This is a genomic window from Neobacillus massiliamazoniensis, assembly GCF_001048695.1.
In the GTDB taxonomy this organism is placed as follows: domain Bacteria; phylum Bacillota; class Bacilli; order Bacillales; family Cytobacillaceae; genus Neobacillus; species Neobacillus massiliamazoniensis.
Window position 1 is genome coordinate 74869 of the sequence record NZ_CVRB01000003.1, and the last position, 25178, is coordinate 100046.

General features: G+C 36.2%; 24 protein-coding genes and 1 riboswitch. Of the genes, 17 read left to right on the forward strand and 7 right to left on the reverse strand.

Translation table 11 applies throughout. The features are described 5' to 3' along the window. The first annotated feature begins 168 nt into the window (after nt 1-168). Genes BN1082_RS13130 through BN1082_RS13140 form a run of 3 tightly spaced genes read left to right on the forward strand, consistent with a single transcriptional unit; the run spans nt 169 to nt 4581 of the window. A complete protein-coding gene (locus tag BN1082_RS13130) occupies nt 169-1173 on the forward strand; it encodes an ABC transporter substrate-binding protein (protein ID WP_090635068.1) in 1005 nt (334 codons plus the stop codon). Continuing rightward, nucleotides 1170-3266: an ATP-binding protein gene (locus BN1082_RS13135; protein WP_090635069.1), complete on the forward strand. Its 2097-nt coding sequence runs from the start codon at nt 1170-1172 to the stop codon at nt 3264-3266. Before BN1082_RS13130 ends, BN1082_RS13135 begins: the two co-directional genes overlap by 4 nt. Then, nucleotides 3253-4581, forward strand: a complete 1329-nt coding sequence (locus BN1082_RS13140) for a sigma-54-dependent transcriptional regulator (protein WP_090635070.1) — start codon at nt 3253-3255, stop codon at nt 4579-4581. Before BN1082_RS13135 ends, BN1082_RS13140 begins: the two co-directional genes overlap by 14 nt. Before the next feature lie 95 nt (nt 4582-4676). Here BN1082_RS13140 and BN1082_RS13145 read toward each other — a convergent pair whose 3' ends face one another. After that, the gene (locus BN1082_RS13145; RefSeq protein ID WP_245640472.1) at nt 4677-5363 is read right to left on the reverse strand and encodes a DUF421 domain-containing protein; all 687 of its coding nucleotides are present in this window, start codon (nt 5361-5363) and stop codon (nt 4677-4679) included. A 163-nt stretch (nt 5364-5526) separates the two neighbouring features. Further along, the gene (locus tag BN1082_RS13150; RefSeq protein ID WP_245640422.1) at nt 5527-6864 is read right to left on the reverse strand and encodes an APC family permease; all 1338 of its coding nucleotides are present in this window, start codon (nt 6862-6864) and stop codon (nt 5527-5529) included. Nucleotides 6865-7311: 447 nt separating this feature from the next. Continuing rightward, nucleotides 7312-7510, forward strand: a riboswitch (cobalamin riboswitch). 124 nt (nt 7511-7634) lie between these two features. On the opposite strand from BN1082_RS13150, the gene BN1082_RS13155 reads away from it, so the two are divergent. The 11 genes from BN1082_RS13155 to BN1082_RS13200 all read left to right on the forward strand — a co-directional run bounded on the left by BN1082_RS13155 (nt 7635) and on the right by BN1082_RS13200 (nt 18178). Next, nucleotides 7635-9923, forward strand: coding sequence for a ribonucleoside-diphosphate reductase subunit alpha (locus tag BN1082_RS13155; protein WP_090635072.1), 2289 nt, complete (start codon nt 7635-7637; stop codon nt 9921-9923). 17 nt (nt 9924-9940) lie between these two features. Beyond that, nucleotides 9941-10987: a ribonucleotide-diphosphate reductase subunit beta gene (locus BN1082_RS13160; protein ID WP_090635073.1), complete on the forward strand. Its 1047-nt coding sequence runs from the start codon at nt 9941-9943 to the stop codon at nt 10985-10987. Then, complete coding sequence (locus BN1082_RS13165) at nt 10984-11415, forward strand: flavodoxin domain-containing protein (RefSeq protein WP_090635074.1); 432 nt, start codon at nt 10984-10986, stop codon at nt 11413-11415. Before BN1082_RS13160 ends, BN1082_RS13165 begins: the two co-directional genes overlap by 4 nt. Nucleotides 11416-11770: 355 nt before the next feature. Then, nucleotides 11771-12589, forward strand: coding sequence for an MBL fold metallo-hydrolase (locus BN1082_RS13170; protein ID WP_090635075.1), 819 nt, complete (start codon nt 11771-11773; stop codon nt 12587-12589). Between the two features lie 123 nt (nt 12590-12712). Beyond that, complete coding sequence (locus BN1082_RS13175) at nt 12713-13678, forward strand: quinone oxidoreductase family protein (protein ID WP_090635076.1); 966 nt, start codon at nt 12713-12715, stop codon at nt 13676-13678. Nucleotides 13679-13939: 261 nt separating this feature from the next. Further along, nucleotides 13940-14287 carry a lmo0954 family membrane protein gene (locus BN1082_RS13180; protein ID WP_090635077.1) on the forward strand — a complete coding sequence of 116 codons (348 nt, stop codon included), beginning with the start codon at nt 13940-13942 and terminating at the stop codon, nt 14285-14287. A 20-nt stretch (nt 14288-14307) separates the two neighbouring features. Then, nucleotides 14308-14964: a PspA/IM30 family protein gene (locus BN1082_RS13185; RefSeq protein ID WP_090635078.1), complete on the forward strand. Its 657-nt coding sequence runs from the start codon at nt 14308-14310 to the stop codon at nt 14962-14964. Nucleotides 14965-15125: 161 nt separating this feature from the next. Beyond that, nucleotides 15126-15266: a hypothetical protein gene (locus tag BN1082_RS27505; protein WP_176699776.1), complete on the forward strand. Its 141-nt coding sequence runs from the start codon at nt 15126-15128 to the stop codon at nt 15264-15266. Between the two features lie 260 nt (nt 15267-15526). After that, nucleotides 15527-16567 (forward strand): alpha/beta fold hydrolase, encoded by a 1041-nt coding sequence (locus BN1082_RS13190; protein ID WP_090635079.1) that lies wholly within the window; start codon nt 15527-15529, stop codon nt 16565-16567. A 54-nt stretch (nt 16568-16621) separates the two neighbouring features. Further along, entirely contained in the window at nt 16622-17212 is a 591-nt protein-coding gene (locus BN1082_RS13195; RefSeq protein WP_090635080.1) for a TetR/AcrR family transcriptional regulator, read from the forward strand. Nucleotides 17213-17362: 150 nt separating this feature from the next. Next, nucleotides 17363-18178, forward strand: coding sequence for a sugar nucleotide-binding protein (locus BN1082_RS13200; RefSeq protein ID WP_090635081.1), 816 nt, complete (start codon nt 17363-17365; stop codon nt 18176-18178). Here the strand turns inward: BN1082_RS13200 and BN1082_RS28555 are convergent. Both BN1082_RS28555 and BN1082_RS27510 read right to left on the reverse strand, forming a co-directional pair. Next, complete coding sequence (locus tag BN1082_RS28555; RefSeq protein ID WP_281177013.1) at nt 18159-18281, reverse strand: hypothetical protein; 123 nt, start codon at nt 18279-18281, stop codon at nt 18159-18161. The genes BN1082_RS13200 and BN1082_RS28555 overlap by 20 nt on opposite strands. A gap of 35 nt (nt 18282-18316) precedes the next feature. Next, on the reverse strand, nt 18317-18466 hold the full coding sequence (locus BN1082_RS27510; protein WP_176699777.1) for a hypothetical protein: 150 nt from the start codon (nt 18464-18466) through the stop codon (nt 18317-18319). 376 nt (nt 18467-18842) lie between these two features. Here BN1082_RS27510 and BN1082_RS13205 point away from each other — a divergent pair, with 376 nt between their 5' ends. Beyond that, nucleotides 18843-21056, forward strand: a complete 2214-nt coding sequence (locus BN1082_RS13205; RefSeq protein WP_245640423.1) for a methyl-accepting chemotaxis protein — start codon at nt 18843-18845, stop codon at nt 21054-21056. 165 nt (nt 21057-21221) lie between these two features. Next, nucleotides 21222-21569 (forward strand): spore coat protein, encoded by a 348-nt coding sequence (locus BN1082_RS13210; RefSeq protein WP_425412151.1) that lies wholly within the window; start codon nt 21222-21224, stop codon nt 21567-21569. Between the two features lie 872 nt (nt 21570-22441). Here BN1082_RS13210 and BN1082_RS13215 read toward each other — a convergent pair. The 3 genes from BN1082_RS13215 to BN1082_RS13225 form a co-directional block, all read right to left on the reverse strand. After that, entirely contained in the window at nt 22442-22657 is a 216-nt protein-coding gene (locus BN1082_RS13215) for a glycine zipper domain-containing protein (RefSeq protein ID WP_090635082.1), read from the reverse strand. 308 nt (nt 22658-22965) lie between these two features. After that, the gene (locus BN1082_RS13220) at nt 22966-23397 is read right to left on the reverse strand and encodes a hypothetical protein (protein ID WP_090635083.1); all 432 of its coding nucleotides are present in this window, start codon (nt 23395-23397) and stop codon (nt 22966-22968) included. 3 nt (nt 23398-23400) lie between these two features. After that, a complete protein-coding gene (locus tag BN1082_RS13225; RefSeq protein WP_090635084.1) occupies nt 23401-23601 on the reverse strand; it encodes a helix-turn-helix transcriptional regulator in 201 nt (66 codons plus the stop codon). Nucleotides 23602-23807: 206 nt separating this feature from the next. On the opposite strand from BN1082_RS13225, the gene BN1082_RS13230 reads away from it, so the two are divergent. After that, the gene (locus BN1082_RS13230; protein ID WP_090635085.1) at nt 23808-25049 is read left to right on the forward strand and encodes a TolB-like translocation protein; all 1242 of its coding nucleotides are present in this window, start codon (nt 23808-23810) and stop codon (nt 25047-25049) included. Nucleotides 25050-25178: the final 129 nt, after the last annotated feature.

Below are 25178 nucleotides of genomic sequence, written 5' to 3' on the forward strand. Positions count from 1 at the left end.
CCCCTGAAACTTTTCAGAGGCTTTTTTCTGTTTTCAATAGTGACGGAAAATAAACATTGTTCAAAAAACATTCATAAAAGGTTCATAGAATCATCTTACTTTTTAAATAGGAATCAATTTACATCTTATATAGTAATAGTGTAAACATCAAAAATACGGAGTGTATGTATGAAAGCTAAATGGTTTTTAATGGTTTCATTCATCTTAATTACAGTCGTGATATTAAATTATTCATTTGATACTTCTAAAGAAACTCCTATACGAATCGGAGTTTTAACGATCGGTGATAGTCGCTATGAAAAGCTGGTTGGTTTACAAAACGGACTGAAGGAATTAGGTTATCAACAAAATGAATTTCAATTTATTGTAAAAAACGCAAAAGAGAACCCGTCAAAACTGCAAAAACAGATTGATGAATTAATCCATAGTCACCCCGAGATAATCGTAACTCTTGGCGGAATTGAAACCATTGAATTAAAGAAAGTGATGGATAAGAACCATATAAACATACCAGTCGTATTTGCAGGAGCTGCATCCCCAAAAGAAATGGGCATGATCAAAGATGAAAAAGCGCCTGGAGGGCAGTTTACTGGGATTAATAATTATCATACTAGTATTTCTGGAAAACGATTAGAAATACTTGTTGACTTAATCCCAAGTATCCAAAGAGTACATATTTTATATGATAATGAATCCGAGATTAGTAAACTTAGTTTGCAAAAAACGTTAGAAGCGGCAAATGAATTATCCGTATCTGTAAAGCCATGGAATGTCAGTGATGCAGATTTCCCCAAAAACTTAGAGAATAATCTCAAGAAGAACGATGCTTTATTCCTATTACCGAGCTTTCGAATTGAATCAATGACAGACCAACTTGTGAATATAGAAAATAATTACAGGATTCCTACGATGGGAATCTATGAACATGAAGTGAAAAACGGATTTCTCCTCAGTTACGGAACAAGCTTTAAGGATCAAGGATACCAAGCAGCAAGGTATGTCAGTTTATTGATTAAAGGAAATTCCCCAGGAGAATTACCCGTGGAAATGCCTGATAACATTCGCTTCTTAGTTAATAAACAAGAACAGGATTTATTGGGAATTCATCTTAACCAAGATTTATTAAAAATTGCAGAATTTAGTGATGTTAATAAAAAGGGGAGCAATAAATGATGAAATCACAGTCTAAATGGCTCGGCTCCCAGCCCATTCGGGATAAGGTGGTTGTGTTCGGGATTCTTATGTCATCCATTCCATTGCTGCTCTTAAGTTTCTATTACTTTTATCATACAAAAATGGATTTAGAGGAACGGATTAAGGAAAAACAAATACTAGTTCTGAAAAATTTATCAACAGAAATTACAATGGATGTTAATCTTACTTTTCAGCATTTACAAAAACTAGCACTGGTATATGGATCAAACCAGACGGATAGCGAATTTTATCAACTATTGCAGCAAAATGAGTCGATAGAGGAAATTGTTTTGACCAATGAAAACGGGATCGTGGTAAAAAGAATCTCTAGATACAAACTTAATAAGCCTGAGAAAAATGAAAAATGGTATTCAAAAGAGATGTGGCTCAGTTTTCAAAATAATGAAAAAGCATATGGAAATGTTGAGTTAAATGAGTATGGTCAGCCGGTTGTAAAACTTGCCGTTCCTTTTGTGGAAAATGGAAAAAGAAAAGGGGTGGGGGTCGTCCTACAACTGCAAAAGATGGTTGGAAAAATATCGTCGTTACGTCAGGACTCTTCAACCTATTTATATTTGATGGATAGCAGTGGAAAGGTAATTGCTCATCAGGATTTCAGCAAACTCTGGAAAAAAGAAAATCCTGATACCGCTACTTCAGTACTAGGAGTTAAAGAAAAATTCCCAGGATTAAATTGGACACTTGTGATGGAACAGCCGAAAATGGCCGCTTACAAACCCATTAATTATATGTTCCAGGATGGATTGCTAGTTGTTGCTCTACTCACCTGTCTTGTCAGCTTAATTAGTATTTATGCCGGCTTATACTTTACCAAGCCAATTATACTTCTTGATAAAGCGATGAATAAAATGAAATCAGGGGAAAAATTACACCCACTCTCTGTTCAACAAAATGACGAAATTGGAAAATTAGTGGATTCCTTTAATGAAATGAGTAGGGAAATTCATGATAAATCAAGGCGGATTGAACAGGAAAAAGAACAGCTAAATGTTGTGTTGGAAGGTATTGGTGCGGGTCTGGCCCTTGTGACAAAGGAATATAAAATCACTTGGATGAATTCAATACTAAAAAGCTTATATGAAAAGGATCAGTTCCACTTACCTTGCTATCAGCTTATTGAGGGTAGCAAAGCCCCATGCAAAGATTGCATCATAACGAATAATCGTATCGAAGACAATGCAAATAAATTGTTTACCTTAGAAGATCGGTTTGGAGATAAAAGGATTTTTCGACACCGTGTTTTTCCTTTGACACATGTAATGGATGGTGAAGGTGAATTCGTCCTTTTCATTGAGGACATAACAAAGGAAAAGAAAATCGAAGAAAAAATTGTCCAGACGGATAAACTCGCTGCACTTGGGTTGATGGCATCTAGTTTTGCTCATGAAGTGAATAATCCGCTAACGACCATCAATGTTTACTCAGAAGATTTACTAGATCGAATGAATGGACATGACCCTTCTTTGGACGATGCTGAGATGTCTATCTACCTTAAAAAAATTAAGGATAATACGGAACGGTGTAAACAAATAACAGCCAACCTATTAAATTTTTCTAGGAAGACAAATTGGACGATTTCATCCATTGACTTAGAGGATACGCTTCAAAATGCCATTAGTTTAGTGGAATATCCCCTAAGAAAAAAGAAGATTACGCTTCACGTACAGCTTGGAGATATCCCAGACTTTCATGGAGATCGTTTAAAGCTAATGCAAGTGCTTGTTAATTTACTCAATAACTCTATTGATTCCATTGAAGAGGATGGAACGATTAGTATTTTGGGAGAAATGAAAAATCGGGAGTTAAATCTAATAATCAGAGATTCAGGAGAAGGTATTAGGAAGGAAGACTTACCAAAAATCTTTGATCCATTTTATACTACGAAACCAATTGGGAAAGGTACCGGTCTTGGTTTGTCGGTTTGTTATGGAATTATTCAACAATTCGGCGGAACCATACAATTTTCAAGTGAATTAGGAAAAGGAACAACAGTAGAATTAAAGATTCCTATCCAAACAAAGCAAGGGAGGGAACATCATGGGAACAAATAGGATAATAATTGTTGATGATGAGAAAGATTTACTAGAACTGCTTGTCAATCGCTTAAAACGAAAAGGATACGAAGTAGATTTTGCTGAAAATGCTGAGGATGCCATACCGTTAGTAAAATGCCATTTTTATGATATAGCCATTTACGATATCCGCTTGCCGAAAATGGATGGTATTTCGTTGTTGAAGGAAACCAAAAAAATTCAGCCTGAGATTCAAGTGATTATGCTAACTGGACATGGAACAATTGAAACCGCAATTGAAGCAATGAAGCTCGGAGCATTTGATTATTTAGCTAAGCCCTACAATCTTTCTGAACTTGAAATTGCGATCGCGAAGGCTATTGAGAATAAAAGGCTAAAAGAGAAAAATGAAAGTATGAAAACAATCATCCAGCAGCAAAATTCATTTCAGATTATCGGGGAAAATGATAAGTTTCGAGCACTATTAGACTTAACAGAACGAGTATCAAACAGTGATGTTCCTGTATTAATTGAAGGAGAAAGCGGGACTGGCAAAGAGTTATTTGCCAAAGCCCTTCATTACTGGAGTTTTCGAGCAGAGGAGCCATTTGTAGCAATAAATTCTGGCGCGTTGCCAGAACAATTGCTTGAGAGTGAGCTGTTCGGACACGTAAAAGGGGCATTTACCGGAGCCAATCAGGATAAGAAAGGACTAGTAGAGGCGGCCAACGGCGGAACATTATTTTTGGATGAGCTTGGGGAAATGCCGTTTACCCTACAAGTAAAACTATTAAGATTTCTTGAAACGGGTGAGTTCCGTAGAGTAGGCGATGTAAGAGAGAGAAAAGTAAAGGTAAGAACGGTTGCAGCAACAAATCGACAATTAGAAAAAGAAGTAGCAAATGGGAATTTTAGAGAAGACTTATATTATCGTCTCCATGTGCTGAAGCTGACCATTCCTCCATTAAGAGCCCGGATGGATGACTTGCCATTCCTCATTGATTTTTTTATTAAAGGTAGAAAAACTTTGTCATCCGAAGCAATTGCGGCATTACAATCGTACCATTTTCCAGGGAATGTTAGAGAGCTTCATCACTTATTAGAACGGGGCATTTTATTAAGCAATGGAAATACGATCGAAGAGTCTGATTTATTGCTTTCAAATGTTGAAAAGTCCAGTCAAAAGAGCTTAATAAATATGTACTCTTCACTTGAACAACTTGAGAAAGATCATATTTATAAAGTACTATCCGAGATGGGATGGAATAAAACAAAAGCAGCAGAGGTTTTAGGGGTTAGTGTTAGGAATCTATATCGAAAAATAGACCAATATCAGTTAAAAGTACCAATTTAAAAAATGTTGCTTTTATGAATAAGGGATACCCCTTATATCAATGAAAAGATAAGTTAAGCGTAAAATAGTTCAAACGAATGGGGAATCTTTTACGCTTATCTTTTTATTTTGTCATCAAAAAGGTCAATAAATAATGAACCATTCGAAGAAATGACAGCATACTGAATATCGGTCATTTTCAAGTTTCTTTTTTTTAATTCCTCTTCAAGCCATTTCCATGAATATTGAGTATTGAAATTCTTCTCGACTGGAATTCTATCCATGATCAGTTCGATAGGAAGAGTGAGCTTCTTCGAAGGATTACTTGGATTGATATCTTTCTGAATAACATTTTGATAGTCTTTTTTTTTCATTATCGACAATTTTCCGCTTACCTCAACTAAAGCAAACTCTACCTCAAAAATATTAAAGATTCCTTGTTCCCTTAGTTGCTGGTTTAAATCATCTATTGTATACATGATTTTTTTCATATTTTCATCTAATAATTTTCCATTTTCAATGACCACGGTCGGCTGCCCAGAAAGCCACAAACGAAAACGCCTGCTTTTTGTAGAAATAATTGAAAGTAGAAAATAAATGACAATGAGCGATATAAAAGCAACAAGCATGGGGAAAAAACTTAGATTGTAATCAAACCCCATATTAGAAATAAACGAACCAATTATCACCGCAATTGCAAAATTGTGATGGGTATTTTTAGAATTTACTCGTCTTCCCATCCATAATGACACAATCATTAAAATGAAAAAAGAAACCACCGTTCGTACTATTGAAATCCACACATGTTCCAAATGATTTTCATCCTTTATCAGTTTCTATCACTGTTTCATTATTGACCAAATTGAAACGAAATATTTCACAAATTGGTGCTTGCAGATTTAAATGATCAATAAGACAAAAAAGAGGACGTCTATTTATCATCCTCTTTTAATCGAACTGTATATTCTATGCATTTTCCACGAACTGATATTCTGGCGGTTTTACTTTAAATCCTCTAGTGATCCAAAGAAGATATATTAGACCAAGCGAGAACCAAGATAACCCGAAAATCATGGCTAGTTTATCGAGACTGAACCATAAATAGATTAAAAAGGCGAGTCCAATAGCCGGGAAAACAACATATCCAATAAAGCTCATATCCATGCTCGCTTTGTTTTTCCAATAAAACATAATCACAGAGAGATTAACAAAAGAAAAAGCTGTAAAGGCACCAAAGTTAATCAACGATGTCGCAGTAACAAGGTCTAAAAATAAGGCACAAAGAGATAATATACCAATAAAGATGATATTAAAAATAGGAGTTTGTGATTTTCTATGCAAATGACCGAACCATTTTCTAGGAAGAACGCCATCTCTACCCATGGCAAACAGCAGCCGTGAAGCACTCGTTTGCGCGGCAAGACCTGATGCTAAAACGGAAATAAGGGCACCACTTGTAAAAATAGATTGAAAGAGTATTCCCCCGATGTGTTTGGCAATCTCTGGCGAGGCACCATCGATATTTTTTAAAACTGAAACGTCTGGATATAAATTTTGCATGAAAAAAGTAACCCCAATAAAGAAGATACCGCCAATTAACGCTATTAAAAAGATAGCTTTTGGAATATTTTTCTCTGGGTTAATGGTTTCTTCGGCTAATGTAGTCACCGCATCAAATCCTAGAAAAGAAAGAGCTAGAATAGAAGCACCAGAGAATAATAGACTTAAGCTGATATCTTTAGAATAGAATGGGCTCCATTCAAATCCTGAATTTCCGTCCCCGCTTATAATCGCCCTGATCGTTAATATGACAAAGATAATGGCAACTAACAATTGAAAAAGAACAAAGAGTGTATTTGCTGTAACGGCGATTTTGATTCCTGCAATGTTCATAATCGTTATAATCAAGATTAAACCAATCACCCACACCCATGATGGAACATTTGGAAAGCTTGCAGATAAGTAAATTCCGGCAAGAACGGCGTTAATCATCGGTAAAAATAAGTAATCTAACAATGCTGACCAGCCAACCAGAAAACCAAGCTGTGGGCTCATCGTTTTCTTTGTGTATGTATAAGCAGAACCCGCATCAGGAAATTGCTTCACCATTTTTCCATAGCTTAAAGCGGTAAATAAAATGGCAATCGTTATTAAAATATAGGAAGCGGGGACATGCCCATTCGTTTCCTTTGAAACCACCCCAAATGTGTCAAACACCGCAAACGGTGACATATAGGCTAATCCAAGAAAAACAATAGGTGTTACCCCGAGCGTGCGTTTTAACATTCCTTGTGAAGACCCCAACCCTCATTCCTCCTCTAGTAAGCATGAATATTATTTTAAATGAATTAAAATTCATTGTGAAGATATTTTTTTGAAAAGCTGTGTTAAAGGTCACTGTTGATTTTGAAACTATGTTGATTGGAGCGGAAGGCGCGAGATCCTCGAAAATGCTATCGCATTTCCTAAGTGCGGTGTTGATTCAAAGTTGCTGATTCAACGTCCTGCGGAATTACGGGGCAGGGGAGACCCCACAGGGCTTAAGCGCCGAGTTATCCACGGAACGCCCGCGGATGCTCGCTTCTTGAGCGCAAATCAACAGGCAAGTTTAACACAGCCTTTTGAAAAAATAATTCCAGGTATCGAAAAAAACAAATTAAAATACTTGAAATACATAATCGGATGTACTATTATTTATTTTAGTTTATCATCAATATATTGATGAGATTTTTAAAAATAATCCTATATGTTGTAATAGCCTTAAGAAAAGACGCCAATATGGCTTAATAGGGAATCTGGTGAAAATCCAGAACTGCCCCCGCAACTGTAAATGCCGACGAAATGAACAGACCACTGTGTAAGAACACTTATAAAAATAGGTGCTTATCCGGGAAGGGTTCAAAGTAGGGTGACGCATTAGTCAGGAGACCTGTCTTTCTTAAGTAGTTTCACTTCTTCGGGGATTGAGAAGATGAATCGATGGCGACAGGAGGCATGTTTTTTTCCTTTTGTAGTTAATCGTTTCATCCGCTCATCATTGTGAGCGGTTTTTTTATTTTAGAGGGGGATTAATCATGACAACGGAAATTCAAACAGAGATTAAATATGTATTGGAAGCGATAAACCAGGCGGCAGAGAATTACAAAATAGATACAGCCGAACTTGAAAAGCGAATAAGAGAACTTGATAGAACTGGATCCGATGCAAATGAACAAGCATTATTATATTCCGTAAATCAAATCGCAATCGACCAGCCTGATTGGACTTTTGTTGCGGCCCGATTATATCTTAATGAGTTATATGAAAAAGCGGCAAAAAACCGTGGATATGACCGTTCTCAAAACTATGGGGACTTTCACCAGTTAATAAATACATTGACTGATTACGGCATTTACTCTGATGAACTATTAAACAATTACACTAAAGCTGAAATTGATGAATTGGCCAAAGAAATCAATCCGGAACGTGATGAGTTATTTAATTACATTGGATTGTTCTTGTTCGCTGACCGATATCTTGCTACAGATTATGAAAAAAATGTGTTTGAACTTCCACAGGAAAGGTTCATGATCATTGCAATGACCATCATGAAGGATGAGAGGAAGACCATTCGCTTACAACTTGTGAAGGAAGCGTATTGGGCATTAAGTCATTTATACATGACGGTTGCTACCCCAACATTAGCCAACGCAGGGAAAAGCTTTGGCCAACTTTCCTCCTGTTTTATTGATACTATAGAAGATTCCCTTGATAGCATCTATTTGAATAATTGGGACATAGCTCGGTTAAGTAAAGATGGAGGTGGGATTGGAATCTATTATGGAAAAGTCCGTGCACTCGGTTCCGATATCAAAAAATTCAAAGGAAACTCCTCAGGTGTTGTTCCATGGATCAAATTAGTCAATGATACTGCGGTCAGTGTTGACCAGCTCGGGCAGCGTCAGGGTGCCATCGCTATTTATCTCGATCTATTCCATAAAGATATTATGAATGGATTTCTTGATTTGAAGACGAATAACGGGGATGAACGCCGCAAAGCCCATGACATTTTTATCGGTGTCACCGTTCCCGATCTTTTTATGAAAAAAATCGAAGAAACCGATGAAACAGGAAGAAGCATTGGAGAATGGCATACATTTTGCCCGCATCAAGTCAAGCAAATCATGGGCTGGAAAGATGACGATGGCAATCCACTCGGTATTGAAGATTTTTACGATGACATCGATCGCCACCTTTTTACTGAAAAATATGAAGCGGCCGTGAAAAATCCACTGCTACCAAGGAAAACCTACCGCGCAATGGATGTGATGGTTCGGATCATGGTGTCCCAACTAGAAACCGGAACTCCTTACATGTTCTATCGAGACGAAGTCAATCGACAAAACCCTAATAAGCATATTGCTGGGGAAGGACGAACTTCAATTTACTGCAGTAATCTATGCACAGAAATTGCTCAAAACATGTCGGCAACAACGATTGTAAGTGAATATCAAGATGAAGACGGAAATATCGTAATCGTACGGAAACCTGGTGATTTCGTTGTTTGTAATTTATCTTCTATTAATCTAGCGAAAGCGATAACGGCAAATGTGCTGGAGCGGTTAATTCCCATTCAGGTTAGAATGCTGGATAACGTGATTGACTTAAATACGATATCAGTTGGACAAGCACAGCTGACGAATAAAAAGTATCGAGCTGTTGGACTTGGTACTTTTGGCTGGCACCATCTTCTTGCGTTAAAGGAAATTCATTGGGAATCTCTTCAGGCTGTTGAATATGCAGATGAATTGTATGAGAATATTGCCTATTTAACGATTCGTTCTTCGATGGAATTGGCAAAGGAAAAAGGAGCATATTCCCGCTTTAACGGATCTGAATGGGATACCGGAAAGTATTTTGAACGACGTGGGTACCTGTCCGATAAGTGGCAGGAACTACAATGCGAGGTAACAGAGCACGGGATTCGAAACGGTTGGTTAATGGCGATTGCGCCTAATTCATCAACTGCAAAAATAGGAGGGTCAACCGATGGCATTGATCCTATTTATTCGGTTGAATATGCAGAGGAAAAGAAAAATTTTAAATTTAAAGTGACTGCTCCTGATCTCAATCATCATACTTACAACTATTATCGTCGTGCAAGACATGAATTAGATCAAGTTTGGAGCATTAAACAAAACGCAGCCAGACAGCGTCATATCGATCAGGGAATCAGCTTTAATTTATATGTTAAGCATGATATTAAAGCAAAAGAATTGCTCCTCCTACATCTAGAAGCTTGGAAGCATGGGTTAAAGACAACTTATTATATTAGAAGTACATCTCAAGCAGAAATAGATGCATGTGAGGCTTGTCAAAGCTAGAATTGGAGGAGATTTTCATGGATATCCATACACCGTTATCAAAAATAAAACTGCTTAACCCCGAATTTCCTAATAAATCGACAGGGATCGTAAATGGACAATCATCAGGTCTGTTGAATTGGAATGATATCGCTTATCCACAGATGTATGATTTGTATCAGACATTATTATCGAATTTTTGGAAGGCACAAGAAATTAATATGCAGGATGATATCAAGCAATGGGACCAGCTGAGTGCAGTCGAGAAGGATGTATTTTTACGAATTAATACCCAGCTGGCCTCATTAGACAGCCTGCAAACACCAACCATGTATCAAGTGATGGATTACGTTACCGACTCAAGCTTTAAAGCCATATTTGCCGTGATTTCTCAACAGGAAGCCGTCCATAATGAGTCCTATTCCTATATATTAAGCTCACTTGTCCCATTAAGCGAACAAAACTTCCGCTTTAATCAAGCAAAGAGTGATCCGCTTGTTCAAAAACGGAACCAGCTAATATTAGTTGCTTATGAATGCTTTCGTGAAGATCCGACACCACAGCATTTATTCCAATTAGGGGTAAACTCTATTAATCTAGAGGGAATTTATTTTTATGCCGGATTCGCCTTTTTCTATCATCTTGCCCGCCAGCAAAAAATGCTGAAAACAAGCACGATGATTAGTTATATTCAGCGGGATGAAATGCAGCATGCCTATTTTGTTGCCCAATTTATCCGCATTCTGTTAACCGAAAATCCGGAGTTAAACACCAATGCCAATATAGAATATGTTTATCAAACCATTAGACAAGCTGTTGAACTTGAGAAGGAATGGGCTCATGCTATATTAACGGATATTGATGGAATTGATTTGCAGGAGTATGAGCATTACACGGAATATCTTGCGAATAAACGCTTGCGGCAGCTTGGTTTGCAAAACCTGTACGAGGAACGAAACAACCCAATGCCTTGGATTCATGTTTTTAGTGATGAAATGATGAACGAGACGAAATCAGATTTCTTTGAACAGAAGTCAAGAACGTACTCAAAGGTATCACAATCGAATGGTTTCGATGAGCTGTGAAAATTGCTGTTGTCTATACTTCGAAGACAGGGAATACCGAAGAACTAATCCAGATCCTCTTTCAGCTATTTTTAAACAAAAATAGTGATGTCGCACTCTATCGAATTGAACAATTTCCCCTTAAGGAGTTAAGTCAATTTGATGGAATTGTTCTTGGAACTTATACATGGGGAGATGGAGAAATACCATGTGAAATGATGGACCTTTATCGTGAGTTCGAAATTCAGAATGTAAGGCATATAATTACAGGGGTAGTTGGAACAGGCGACAGCGGTTATCCAAAGTTTTGCGGCGCTGTGGATGGATTTAGGGATATGCTCTACGTTCAAACGAAACTAGCTGTGACCTTGAAGGTCGAGCTGTCTCCACAACGTCAGGATATCGAACGATGTAAACGATTTGTAGGAATTTTTATGGATAAATTGTAGAAATGATATCGACTTAGAGGAGTAAGGCTGGTTAACTATTGGTTAAGCAGCCTTTACTGTCGTATAGAGTCAATAACTGTCGTAAGAAGTTTTTACTGTCGTATAGCGGTCTCAAACTGTCGGATAAGCAGTATTTATTGTCGTATAACAGCTATTAACTGTCGCAAGAAGTTATTACTGTCGTATAGAGGTCACTTATTGTCGGATAAGCACATGTTACTGGCGGATAGACTGATTTAACTTTCGGATAAACTACTTTTACTGTCGGAAGTGAAATAAGTTAGGGGACAGGCACTTATTTTGTATGTTACGATCAGTTTAGCAATAGGTAACTTCCGTTTAGGGGGAAAGAATAATGATCCAATTTAAGAATGATTTCATGACAGTTTTTCAAAGCTCTTTATTTCAAACGACTTGTACGGTAATAGAAGGAAAGGATTTCGTTTTGGTGGTAGACCCGAATTGGCTTCCGACTGAGATAGAGGAAATCCAAACGTTCATCGCGCAGATTCAAGGGAAAAAAGAGCTTTTTCTTCTATTTACCCATGGAGACTTTGACCATATTATCGCATATAAGGCATTTCCAGGTGCAAAAGTGATTGGAAGCAAGGGCCTGCAACAACACCCAAATAAACAGCAAAAAGTAAACTTAATTCATCAATTTGACAATGACTATTATATTAAGCGTCCATATCCGATTGCATTTCCAGAAGTGGATTTGGTTGTAGAGGAGGACGGACAGCAAATAGTAATTGGGGATACGACGATTACCTTCTACTTGTCGCCTGGACATACGCATGATGGTTTGTTTACAATCATTGAACCATTGGGTATTTGGATTGCTGGTGATTACCTATCAGATTTTGAGCTTCCTTTTATCTACGACAGTGCAAAGGCGTATGTGGAAACTCTTCAGAAAGCTGTACGAGTGCTAGAGACTCATACCGTATCGGTACTTGTGCCCGGTCATGGTCAAACAACGACCAGTAAGGAAAAGATGAAAAGAAGAATTCAAAACTCACAGGAGTATCTTGAAAGTTTGATCTCAGCCGTTATGAAAGAGGACTTGGAGAAAATGGCTTCAATGGAAAAAGAAATGCCGTTCCCATCATCCTTTACGAAACAATGCCATGAAGAGAATATTGCTATTATTCGGAAGGAATTCTTAAAATAGAAGCGAACCATCTGAAAAATCAAAGGATTATTCCATTTCCCCTGATAGTAGTTATTTGCATTTCTAGCCACAATTCTATTTAATAAAAGGGTTCGAAAATATATTAAAGTAGAGGTAATACATATGAAGGCACTTATGTTCAAAACTTTTGGCGGTCCAGAAGTACTGGAATATGGTGAAATCACAGATGCCACCATCGGACCGGAGGAAATACTTGTAAGGATGAAAGCCATTGGCCTGAATTTTGCAGATATATATCGAAGAAAAGGAAACTATCATCTTGCAGGTGAGCCTCCTTATATTTTAGGCTATGAAGGTTCAGGAATAGTAGAGAAAATAGGTGAAAAAGTAAAAGGAATAAACATTGGAGATCGTATTGCGTTTGCCGATGTACCATATGCCAATGCAGAACTAGTATCAGTTCCATTGGATAAAGCTGTTCCTATTCCGGATTCAATTTCGTTTGAGGAGGCTGCATCCGTATTGCTGCAAGGTTTGACTGCGCATTATTTAACAAAGGACAGCTATCCTGTGAAAAAGAACGATGTTGTTCTGATCCATGCGGCAGCCGGAGGTGTAGGGCAACTCCTTGTACAAATAGTCAAGCTGCTTGGTGGAAAGGTTATAGGTTTAACGTCTTCCATTGAAAAAGCAGAAGCAGCGAAGGAAGCTGGTGCAGATAAGGTCTTCCTGTACAAGGATGACTGGAAGAGAGAAGTGCTGGAAGAGACGAACAGCACAGGTGTTGACGTAGCATATGATTCAGTAGGTTCCACACTCCAAAACAGCTTTGCGGTAACTCGCATTGGAGGAACTGTTGTTTTTTACGGCATGGCAGGGGGAGATCCAGAACCAGTTGACCCAAGAATGCTAATGGACACATCAAAAACGCTGACAGGTGGAGATCTTTGGAATGTTCTTACTTCACATGACGAAAGAGTTGCTCGTTCAAATGAACTTTTTCATTGGATGACAGCTGGGAAGGTAAGGATATCTAAGCCAAAATCGTTCGCATTGCAAGATGGTCAAGAAGCGCACCGATATTTAGAAAGCCGCAAAAGTACGGGAAAAATATTGTTAAAACCTTAAATGCAATATCAACAACTAACATAGCTAATATTTAAATAAAGTAAGCATATGAGAAAAGGAACTTCCGTTAAAAGGGAGTTCCTTTTTTGTTGATTTAGAAGGATCAAATATTCCACTGCACTCATATAAAAGAGGGAATCAATTAGAGACCGACTCATCCTAAGTCTCAAGTCGGATAGAAAAATCAAGCTCAAGCGCAATTATGAAATATATAGAAAAAAGGTAAGATGAAATCAAGAAAAACAAAAGGAGGAAAATAAAATGAAAAAATTCGGTTTACTTTTAGCAGGTGGCATAGCTGCCATCGTATTACTCTCAACTATTGGTCCAATGATCGGGCTTGCAGTTAGTCTCGTGCTACTATATTTCATCTATAAGAAGTTTTTAAAGACGGAATCTACAGGCTGGAAAATTGGGTTGATTATTATCGGCTTAATTATCTTAGCAGCTTCTATCCATAATATTCCTGCACTGATTGGCGTCGGTGCTGCCTATGTACTCTATCTTGTGTATAAAAAATGGAACAGAAACAAAAAAACAGTGGTCAATAAAGAAACTGATCCTTTTATCAATTTCGAAAAACAATGGAATGAATTAAACAAAAAGTAATTTCAAAGGAGAGATTGAAAATGACAAACCTATTTATAAAACTAAAAAATACGATTATCGCTGATTTGAACGAGGCTCTTGATCAACAGGAAAAACAAAACCCAATTGCCATGCTTAATCATTACCTGTGCCAATGTGAGCAGGAAACGGATAAGGTTCGCAAGCTGGTAGAACGTCAATACCGTTTAAAGGATGAGTTTACGAGAGAATATAACCAAGCAATAGAATTAGCTGAAAAAAGGAAGCAACAATCAGAAATTGCCTCGAAAGCTGGGGAAACGGAGCTGTATCAATTTGCTACAGGAGAACATCAACAGTATACAGAACGCGCACAACGCTTACTTCCATTGATCGCACAAGTATCAGAACAATTAGGTCAATTGGAAGCTAGATACGAAGAAATGAAGCAAAAGCTAAAGGATATGCAGCTTCGCCGTCTGGAGTTAATGGGGCGGGAAAATGTAACACGGGCAAATCTTCGGATGAACCAGGTTCTAGAATCTAATTCTTACTCTGATCAACCATACTCAAAGTTCAAGGACATTGAAAATTATCTTGACGGATTAGAACATAAGGTGAACAATGCCTATTATCGTAGCACCATCGATGCTCGGGTTGCACAGATTGAAAAAGAGTTAGAAAGTAAATCTGATGTCTTTATCGAAAAATCAAAATAACTTTTAGCAAATGGGGCTATGATATTACTATCATGGCTCTTTTTTTTCCTGCACCTTCGGACAGCTTAGCGGATGGACTTGAATGACGAGCTAATTACATTATTACTTGATAAAAATGACATTCAAACAATTTTTTTATACTGTAGAATGGAGGTGAATCCATGTCAAAGAGAAATCCTATTACGTATACAGGAAAAGTCTTGGATCAAAGAAATAACCTTACTGGTCCTGACAATTCCGATAAGGCATCATATCCTAAACGACCAAAAAACGTACCTATTCAACAGCCAAATAAGGATTAGGTAACAGTTTATCGAAGTAAATGAATTATCCAAGATAACTTTTAAAAATATGTTTGATTATTACAAACTACAAATAGACTTTCAAGAGAAAATTAATAAACACAATAAAAGCCTAAGTACAATACTTAGGCTTTTCATTAGATATCTTTATAGGTTTTGTCCCTTTAATTAGATACATATTTTTTAACAACATTAAGGAGTCAACTGCATACTTTAATATTGAGTAAGTAACTCACTCAATAAAAAAGGGGGTTATTCAGTTGAGTAAAAAAAATCTTTTGTTGAGCCTAATTTTTAGAAAGCGAAATCAACGTGAAAATGCTCTTAACCTTCGTATTAATAATGCTAACAGCATAAATGAAGAAGGTTACGTTAAAATTGGTGGTATTGAACAGTGGATCTCTATACGGGGGGAAGATAAATGCAACCCTGTTTTATTGTTTGTCCACGGTGGGCCCGGCTCTACCTATTCTATATTCAGTCCATTGCTGCGTCCTTGGGAAAGGCATTTTACTCTTGTGCAATGGGATCAGCGTGGTTCAGGGAAAACCTTTAAAAAAAATGGCAGAACAGGTAGTGGAAGTATTACATTGGACCGCCTTGCAGAAGATGGAATTGAGCTTGCAGAGTATTTATGCACAAGACTTTCTAAAGAAAAAATAATTTTATTAGGCAGCTCTGTAGGCAGTCTAACTGGTGTAATAATGGCAAAACTTCGACCAGACCTATTTTACGCTTTTGTGGGTACAGATCAAAATGCCCCAGATTCAGAATTCCTGTCCTATAAATTGGCAATTGACGCTCTCAAATCCGGAGGAAACAAGAAGGGTTTAAAGTTGATTGAGAAAATGGGTCCAGATCCATCAAAGTGGAATCGGAAATATTTTGAAAAAAGGAATCAATATTTAGTCAAAGCTGTTCAGGGAATCCCAAATATGATTACAGATGTAATAATTCCAAATATGCTCTCATCCCCAGGGCATACAATAAATGATATTTTGGATATTTTCAAAGGTATGAGATTTTCTCTTGATCAATTGTATGAGGAACTATTGGCTATTGACAATCAAAGGTTTGGTTGGGAATTCAATTTGCCCTTTTTTGTTTTTCAGGGAGATCATGATATTGTTACGCCAACCGCAGTAGCCAAATCATATTTTGATAAAATCAGTGCTCCTTATAAGGAATTTGTTTTAATCAAAAATGCAGGTCATCTAGCCTGTTTTGCCAGAGAAGATCAATTCCTTGAGGAACTGATAATAAGAGTATTGCCACTAGTACCTGAATCGGCACATAGGTAATTGAGCAGTCCAATCAAATATTTTTATAATGATGTAATGAGGGGAGTAGTGTAGATGTCTCCACTAAATAGAAAAAAACTTGATAAAATTCGTGATGAACGTACAAATCAAATAAAAAAAGCTGCCCTTAAAATATTTGCTCGATATGGTTATTTAGGAACAAAAACGAGTTTGGTCGCATCAGAAGCTGGAATTAGCGAAGGACTTATATATAAATACTTTAAATCCAAGGATGAACTCTTTACTACCCTCATCCAAGAACTTATGGAAGAAGCAAAAAGTGAATTAGAAGGTCTTTATCATCTTGAGGGAAGCCCTTTTGACCAAATACGAACATTGACTAAAAATATGATTTCTGAGGAAAACAGAGATGCTTTTGTACTAATTCAGAGAGCTCGTAAAGATGAGGATGTTCCAGAAAAGATAATCCCAATTTTCAAGCAATACTCAGCCTATAATTTGATAGATATACTAGTTCCTATCATTGTAAAAGGTCAGGAATTAGGGGAATTTTCCAATGAAGATCCAAGAAAGCTGGCATCCTGGTATTTTTTTATCATAAACAGTATTTGTATCCAAGAAGTGGAGAAAGAGGAATATGGCCTACCAAGTATAGATGTATTAATGCGTATTTTAAAAAAATAACAATTTTTAAGCAAGATTGTGAAGAGTTCCGTTATTCAACAAATGAGAGGCATAGATGTGCTTTAACAATTTTTTCAAGACAGCAAGGTATCTTCTTATAGTAGTTGTTCGTTATATAATAAAAGAGCTTGGCGAATGGGGGAAATTGTTATGGAAAAGGTACTTATTCTTGGTGCAAGTGGTCTAGTAGGAAGAGCATTAATCGATGAATTAAAAGATGGATATGACCTATATGGAACATATGGTTCTTCGGTAACCAGTCTCTCCGATGATAAGCAGTTCCAATTGAAAGTTCAGCAAATCGATAATCTGAAAGAAATTATCCGTTCAATAAAACCAGACATTGTGATTTCATGCCTAAGAGGAGATTTTGATCAACAGCTCAAGTTTCATGAAGAATTGGCAATGGAATTACGAAATAAAAGTAGTCGTGTGTATTACTTTTCGACCACAAATGTATTTGATGGTAATTTTTCAAGACCTCACACAGAAACAGATATACCTATTTCCGAATCAGATTATGGGAATTTCAAAATTGAATCTGAAAATATGCTTAAAGAAATTTTAAATGAGCGAGTAATGATAATCCGAATCCCAGCGATATGGGGTAAAGATTCTCCAAGATGGAACTCAATTAAAGAAAGCATAAAAAATAATAAAGTGATAGATGTATATAGCAATTTAGTATGTAACAATCTTTTGGATGTTCTTTTAGCAAAACAAATGCGGTTCATTATTGAAAATAAGCTAAAAGGGATATTTCACTTAGGTTCAGTTGATATGATGACTCAGGGACAATTTTATGAAAAGATAATAAGTAAACTAGGAAGTAAAAAAAGCATATTGCAATATCACTTATTTCAGGATAATGCCGACACTTGTTACTTTACTTTGAAGTCAAATCGTAATGATATACCAATGTCTCTGCAAAGTACGAATAAAGATATTATAACTTACCTTCTTTAATAAGGAGAAACCCCATTTTATTGCACTGCTGACAGTTTACTTGAATAAATGTAAGAAACGTAACAGCCATAAATACAAAGTATGTAATAGAGGATGGGGACATCCCAAATCCTCCTCAAATAGTCAAAAACTTTTCTTTTAACAACAGTGGCCGAAATGGTGCCAAGGATGATGGAATCCGTAACCACCATAAAAAGGGTAATGGTGATGATAAAAACCGTGACCATAAGGATGATAGCCATATCCCATCATCATCGGATGGCCGTATGGACCATAATAAGGGGGCATGTAGACACCTACTTCCTTTATTTTTAATACACTTTAGACATATGTATGATGGTTTAGAAATGAGCATTTCTTATCTAAAAATGGGCATTATATTGGTGATAAATAAGGTTTTAAATGAAGGACTTAGATTAATCTAAGTCCTTTTGCTTATATTGGTGTCTAATGTTATTCAAGTAAACGGAGCAGTTTTGATGAAGATAACAACTTTATTTATCTCAATAATTATAAAGAAGAAAACAAAAAATATTATATTAAGCTAATGTTAATCCTTAGTAAAGTTTTCCTGAATAAAGAAATCAAATAGGTCAAAAGGTGTATATTGTTATTAAATATAATAGGGGAAAGGAAATACAGATCATCTATGAAAAAAGTAGCAATGAAATTGAAAAAAACAATGAAAAAAGCAGCGATAAAATTGAAAAAAACAATAAAAAACGGATATAGTAAAATAACAATGAGAATGAAACTATTTGGAAGTTATCTCATTATCATTCTATTTTTCGCTTCGATTTCTTTTGCTGCATACCAGAACATAAACAAACTAAATGATCAAATACATAACATAGGGAATTCGAAAGTGCCTAGAGTCGAATTAATAGGAAACGTAAAAGAAGAAGTCACTAATGTTAATCTTTATATTACCCAATATGCATATGAACAGAGTGCTGAAAATAAATCAAAAATAGCAACAAATTTACGTGAGGATATTAGAAATGTAAAGACAAATATTGCAGAAATGGAAAAGCACATTACTCGTGCTGAAGATAAAAAATTATTAGCGGACTTTAATGATAAATTTAATCAATACTCTTCTGCTATTCCTATGTTTATTGCAAATTCAATATCTGGGAATAACAATGAAGTAAAAAAACAAATGAATGATTTAACACCATTTAAGGAGAGTACCATACTATCTCTAGATCAACTTCAAAGTGGTATCCTAAAAGACACACAAACGATTATCAAGGATTCAGAACAGAACTCTTCTCGTGCAATCATTCAAATTATTATGGTATCGGTTATTCTCGCTCTTTTCAGTATTATAGTTGCAATATTTTTTACTAGGCACATTAAAAAGTCTGTTTCAGTGGTAGTAGAAAATGTTGATACAACCACACATTCTATTGTTAAAATTAAGAAATCGATTGATAAAAATGTTTCTAGCTCAGGAGAATTAGATACTTCTATGAATAAAGCAAACAATTCGGTAAGTGAGCTGGTTGCATCAATTCAACAAGTGGCTAGTAATACGAATCAAACGGCTTCCAGTGTAGATGATATCTCCACAGCAGTAGAGGAAATGAGCGCTTCCATTACTTTAGTTGCAACAAGTGCAGGAAACCTAGAAGCATCTGCTGAAGAAACCTCAGCTTCTATCCAAGAGATGATGGCTTCGATTGAACAAGTAGCTGGAAACGTTGGTAATGCTGGTGCAAGTGTGGAACAAATCTCTTCAGCCATTGAGGAAATGAGCAAGTCGATTAAAGGTGTAAGTGAATATGCAGATGATCTAACAAACCAAGCTGGACAAGCTTCGGCAACTGTTGAGGAAATGGTTGCTTCTATTAAGCAAGTTGCGGCAAGTGCACAAACAATAAACCAATTGAGCAATTCAGTTAAGATAGATGCCCTTGATGGAACCCATTCCTTAAATGAAACACTCGATAGCATGAAAGAAATATCTCAGGTAATTACTCAATCAAGTGGTGTAATGATTAACCTAGGGAAGAGCTCTGAGAAGATTGGCAACATTATTAAACTGATCGATGATATTTCAGACCAAACCAACTTATTAGCCCTTAACGCTGCGATTGAAGCGGCACGTGCTGGAGAACATGGAAGAGGATTTGCAGTTGTAGCAGACGAAGTACGAAAACTAGCAGAACGTTCTGCAAAAGCAACAAAAGAAATCGCAGGTCTAATAAAAGGTATTCAAGATGAAACGACCGTTGCCGTAACATCTATTCAAGAAGGTGCGCATAAAGTAAGGGTTGGGAATGAGTTAGCAGATAAAACCAAACAGGCGATCACGAAAATTACTCAAGGAATTGTAAAAGTAACAGAAGAAACGGATCAAGTTGCCAAAGCAACGGAAAAACAAACGAAAAACAGTGAAATTTTTGCACGGTCGGTTGAAAATGTTTCGAAGCAAGCAACAGAGATGACCCTTTCAACAAGAGAGCAAACACTAACTGCCGATGAAATCCTATCAGGAATTATCCATATTCAAGAAATGGTTCAACAAATATCGATTGCAACAGTTGAGCAAGCAAAAGGAAGCCGTGCCATTGTAGAAGCGGTAGAAGATGTAACAAACCAATCTGTATCTGTAACATCTGCAACCAAAGAACAGGCTTTATCAGCAGAGGAAATCGTTCGCAATATTAACAGCATGAAGAAAATGGTCCAACAAATAACCATGGCAACCAACGACCAAGCAAGATATGGTAAAGATATAAAACTAGAAGTTGAAAATGTACTTAAACAAACTGAAGAGTTGAATACAATCATTGAAACACAAAGCACTGAGGTAGAAGAAATCGTCCATGCGATTACGAAAGTAAATAAACAAATGGAAAAAATTAAGTAATCCGTCTCTTAACGGGCGTTTCTGTAATATGCAGGAACGCCTTTTTACTATTCAAGTTCATGTTTTATTAATTCCTAAATTCAGGATAAACGCCCAATACCTATAACCCAAAAGTGCATATGATTAAGTGTTAATACCTAATAAAACTAAACGAGGAGGAAGAAAGTGAACCCTATCTATATGGATGTATATTATAATGCCTATAATCCGACATATGAAAGGATTCGCCCAGGCTTTGGTTTAGGAGGACCAGGCTCAGGTTTTGGTTTCTCTCCAGGTCTTGGTTTAGGAGGACCAGGCTCAGGCCTTGGTTTTGCTCCAGGTCTAGGTTTAGGAGGACCAGGTTCAGGTTTTGGTTTTGCTCCAGGTCTAGGTTTAGGAGGACCAGGTTCAGGTCTTGGTTTTTATCCAGGTCTTGGTTTTGGCGCTCCGGGCGTTGGATACGGCTATCCGTACCCATACCCGCCGTATCCTTATCCACCCTACTCATATCCACCGTACCCACACTATTAATAAAATTCTTTAAAGTTTTTACCTATATCTTAAGCCTCCTTAAATTAAATGAGACATTGTTAATTTGTGGGGGTATTTTTCCTTTCTAGGAAATCAAAACTTTAGTTAGAAGAGAAATTGGGTGCTGTTAAAAGAGTCTAATCTACCAAGCCTTTTACATATTACACCTTCCGATGCTAAGCGGTAATTTGTTTATACGACTAATAAGTTTATTTTATTAAACCTCCAATTGTTTCTTTCTGTTTGTTTTTGAAAAAGCTATAAGGCTCCCGTGCTTAGCCTCCGGAGCTGTGATTCGCGCATATATTTAAATATTCGCGCATATATCCGTTCAATTCGTGCATAAGATGCTGCGTCGTGCAATGAAGCAAAGTTGTTCGGGAAAAACAGAAGCTAAACCAACAAAATTCGCAGATAAATAGTGCTGATTCGCAGATATAAATAAAAATTAGCAGATATTTCGTTCAAATTCACAAATAAATTTTATTAACTGGAGAAATGTCTCAAATTGTAGTTTCCCAAACAATTGAAAAATACCTCTTATCTTTTAAAAGAGGATGTCCTTTTGAGCCAATCTTTTAAGAAAGAAAAATGTTGTACTTATCAAATACAAAACCATTCTTGGAAAAGATAGCTAAGGAAAATGGACAAGGATTTTTTATGTATTCTAATTCAGGTCGGAAGAATGTATAGTAAAGGATTATAATCATTAATGGAGAAGAACATAATAATTTGGACGTTCACCTACGTTTAACAGCCAAATTTTAGATTGGTTATTTTAAGTAAACTAAATAAAAAGTGGAAAGGACTTCCGTTAAGGAAGTCCAATGCATGTAATCACCCTTCAGTTACAAAGGGAACTATACTAAGTTCTAATCAGCTTCGTTTGTGGTGTCATCGTTGGTATCATCGGCACCTTCGCCCACCTGGTTACCCACAGCACCGCCTGCAACGGCACCTGCAACAGTCCCCAGTGGACCCAAAATTGAACCCACAGCAGCACCAGTAACAGCACCAACTCCGGTTCCAACAGCTTCACCAGCATCGTTGTCGTTATTAGCACGATTGCGTTCGTTGTTTTCAGCCATCCATCTCACTCCTTGGTTTGTAATATGGAAACCACTAATGTACAGACTTAGTAGTTCCAAAACATATTTTGCCCAACAGAGAGAGATTTACGCAAAGGATTAAAAATAAGGTTATATTTATAAAGAATGTAAAAGGCAATGGAAAATAAGAAAGCAGTCCTTAAGCGATCAGGAACAACATAGTGTGAGCTGATGAAGGTAGTTGAAATTTACCTAATTGAAGACCCTCTTGCATTTAATCATAATCTTACAAGTAGTTATATTATTTTTTCTTGCCTATGCATTTTTTTGAACCTTTGTACGTTAAATTATTTATCTATTTGTTCGTCTTGTTGCTTTTTTCTCAATTTAAAAACATAAAAAGTTGGAAAAATACCGCATATGAATAATATCCCACCGCAAATTACTCCATCAATAACATTATATCCTGCACTCTTTGATACCAAGAAACCAAGCACAGTAGAGATTAGTAGCAGGACAATAATTGATACTCCTAAATTCTTTTTTGGAGATTTCTCCACGTTTTCATGCTCCACGCTTATACTCATGGATAAATATGCTGAAATTACTGTTGTTATCATAAATACAAGCCACAATGGATTGTCACGCATACGATCCAATCCTTTTGTCACTGCATCATACGCTAAAATTCCGATTATTCCAAGTGTTTGAAGGATGTAGGCAATCCGTATGTTTTTTAAATTTTTAACAATTAATCGTTCATCTGTAATCTTCTTCATTTCTTAGCTCTCCCTTTCTACCCAGAATATTTCATCTAATGTTTTATTAACTGCATAGCATATATCCAAACATAGCTTTAAAGTTGGGTTATAGCTTCCTTTTTCAATTAAGCTAATCGTTTGTCGAGTGACTCCAACCTTTTCAGCTAGTTGCTGTTGTGTTAGATCTACTTCAGTACGTGCTAACTTCACTTTATTTTTCATAATGTAGACCTCCTTGGTATAATTGTAATATATATATTCCATATTTCAATATATATTTTACGTAATTTATGAATTAATTATTCTAAAAGTTTCAATTAGAACACACTGAAGGACAGAATATGTGACAGTCAAATGGCGGTTTTTAGTATAAAAAAAGGGGAGAATAAAGGTTAAGTCTTTGAAAAGAGGAGTGAGTTAAATTTAAAGTGAAAAAGATTATTATGTTTATTCTTATTTTTATTTTATATAATCACTCTTTTTCTTTTATTTCAGCGGAATCAAATAATGAATTGGCAGCAGCTTTTATAAAAAATAATGATTTATGGATTAAAATTAAAGATAAGGAAATGAGAGTTACAAATGGTGAGTATGTAAGATTTCCTAAATGGTCTTTTGATGGGAACTGGATCGCATACATTAGAGGGATCAAAGAAGGCCAAACTCCTTTGTATCAAGGAGAACTTTGGCTATATGATGTAAAATCAAACACTCATTTTAAAGTTACTTCAAATGTAAATAAAAATTTTCAGTGGGCACCAAATCGAAATACTCTTGGTTATCAATCTGATAAAGTTTTAAAGATTACAGATGTTAAATCATTAAACGTACATCATAATATTGCATCAGGAATTATCAACTTTTCATGGTTGCCTGATGGGAGTGGCTTATTAACTTCCTCTAAAGCAGGAGAAAGTGTTTTTTCGGACATTTTGTTAAACAAATTTATTCTTAAAAATAACAATCAGTTTCAACCCCATCATTTTTTTACTATACGAGTTAGAGAGGATGACAATTTTTATGGAACAAGTCAGTTTAAATGGTCTTATGATCATTGCTGGATTGCTTTTCAGATTATCCCAACAGCTTCTTTGTCTGCTGATAGTAATACAATAGGTGTCTTATCTAATGATGGGAGAAGCTTTTACATGGTTGGTGAGATGTTAAATTACGAGGAATGGTTTCAGTGGGCTCCAGGTAAAAATTTCTTAGCATATGTTCAAGGAATTAATCGAATTTCGACATTGAATAAGAAATTAGAGGTTAAGAACATTCATAAGGATACCAAAGTTTTAATTACTCCAAAAGGATATGTGGATCGAGATTTAACATGGAAAACTGATAATCAAATATTCGTATCACGTTCTGCTGAAAGTGATTTAGTAGATGTTGCGCAGAGACCAATGCCAAGTATTTATCATGTTAATCTCGTAACTAATAAGCAAAAAAAAATAACATATCCATCCTCAAACGAAGGCGACTTTTATCCAATAAGTTTAAAAAATGAAGAAAAATTTATATGGATTAGAACTAATCGAGAACAAGCAAGTGTTTTAATTGGTGATACAAATGGAATAAATCAGAGGCACTGGATAAAGAAGATTGATTTAGGTACCTGGTATTATGAACACTGGAATTGGAATGAAGTTTTTAGTTTATATCAACCTTAATTTATTGATCTAACAGCGTCCTTATTCAATTCAATCAGTAGATTTATGAGTTGTTGAACGAACGTGGCACTTCTTCCAAAAGGACTCTTTCATATTGAGGTAAAGTTGAAGGCTGGCAATAAGCAATCA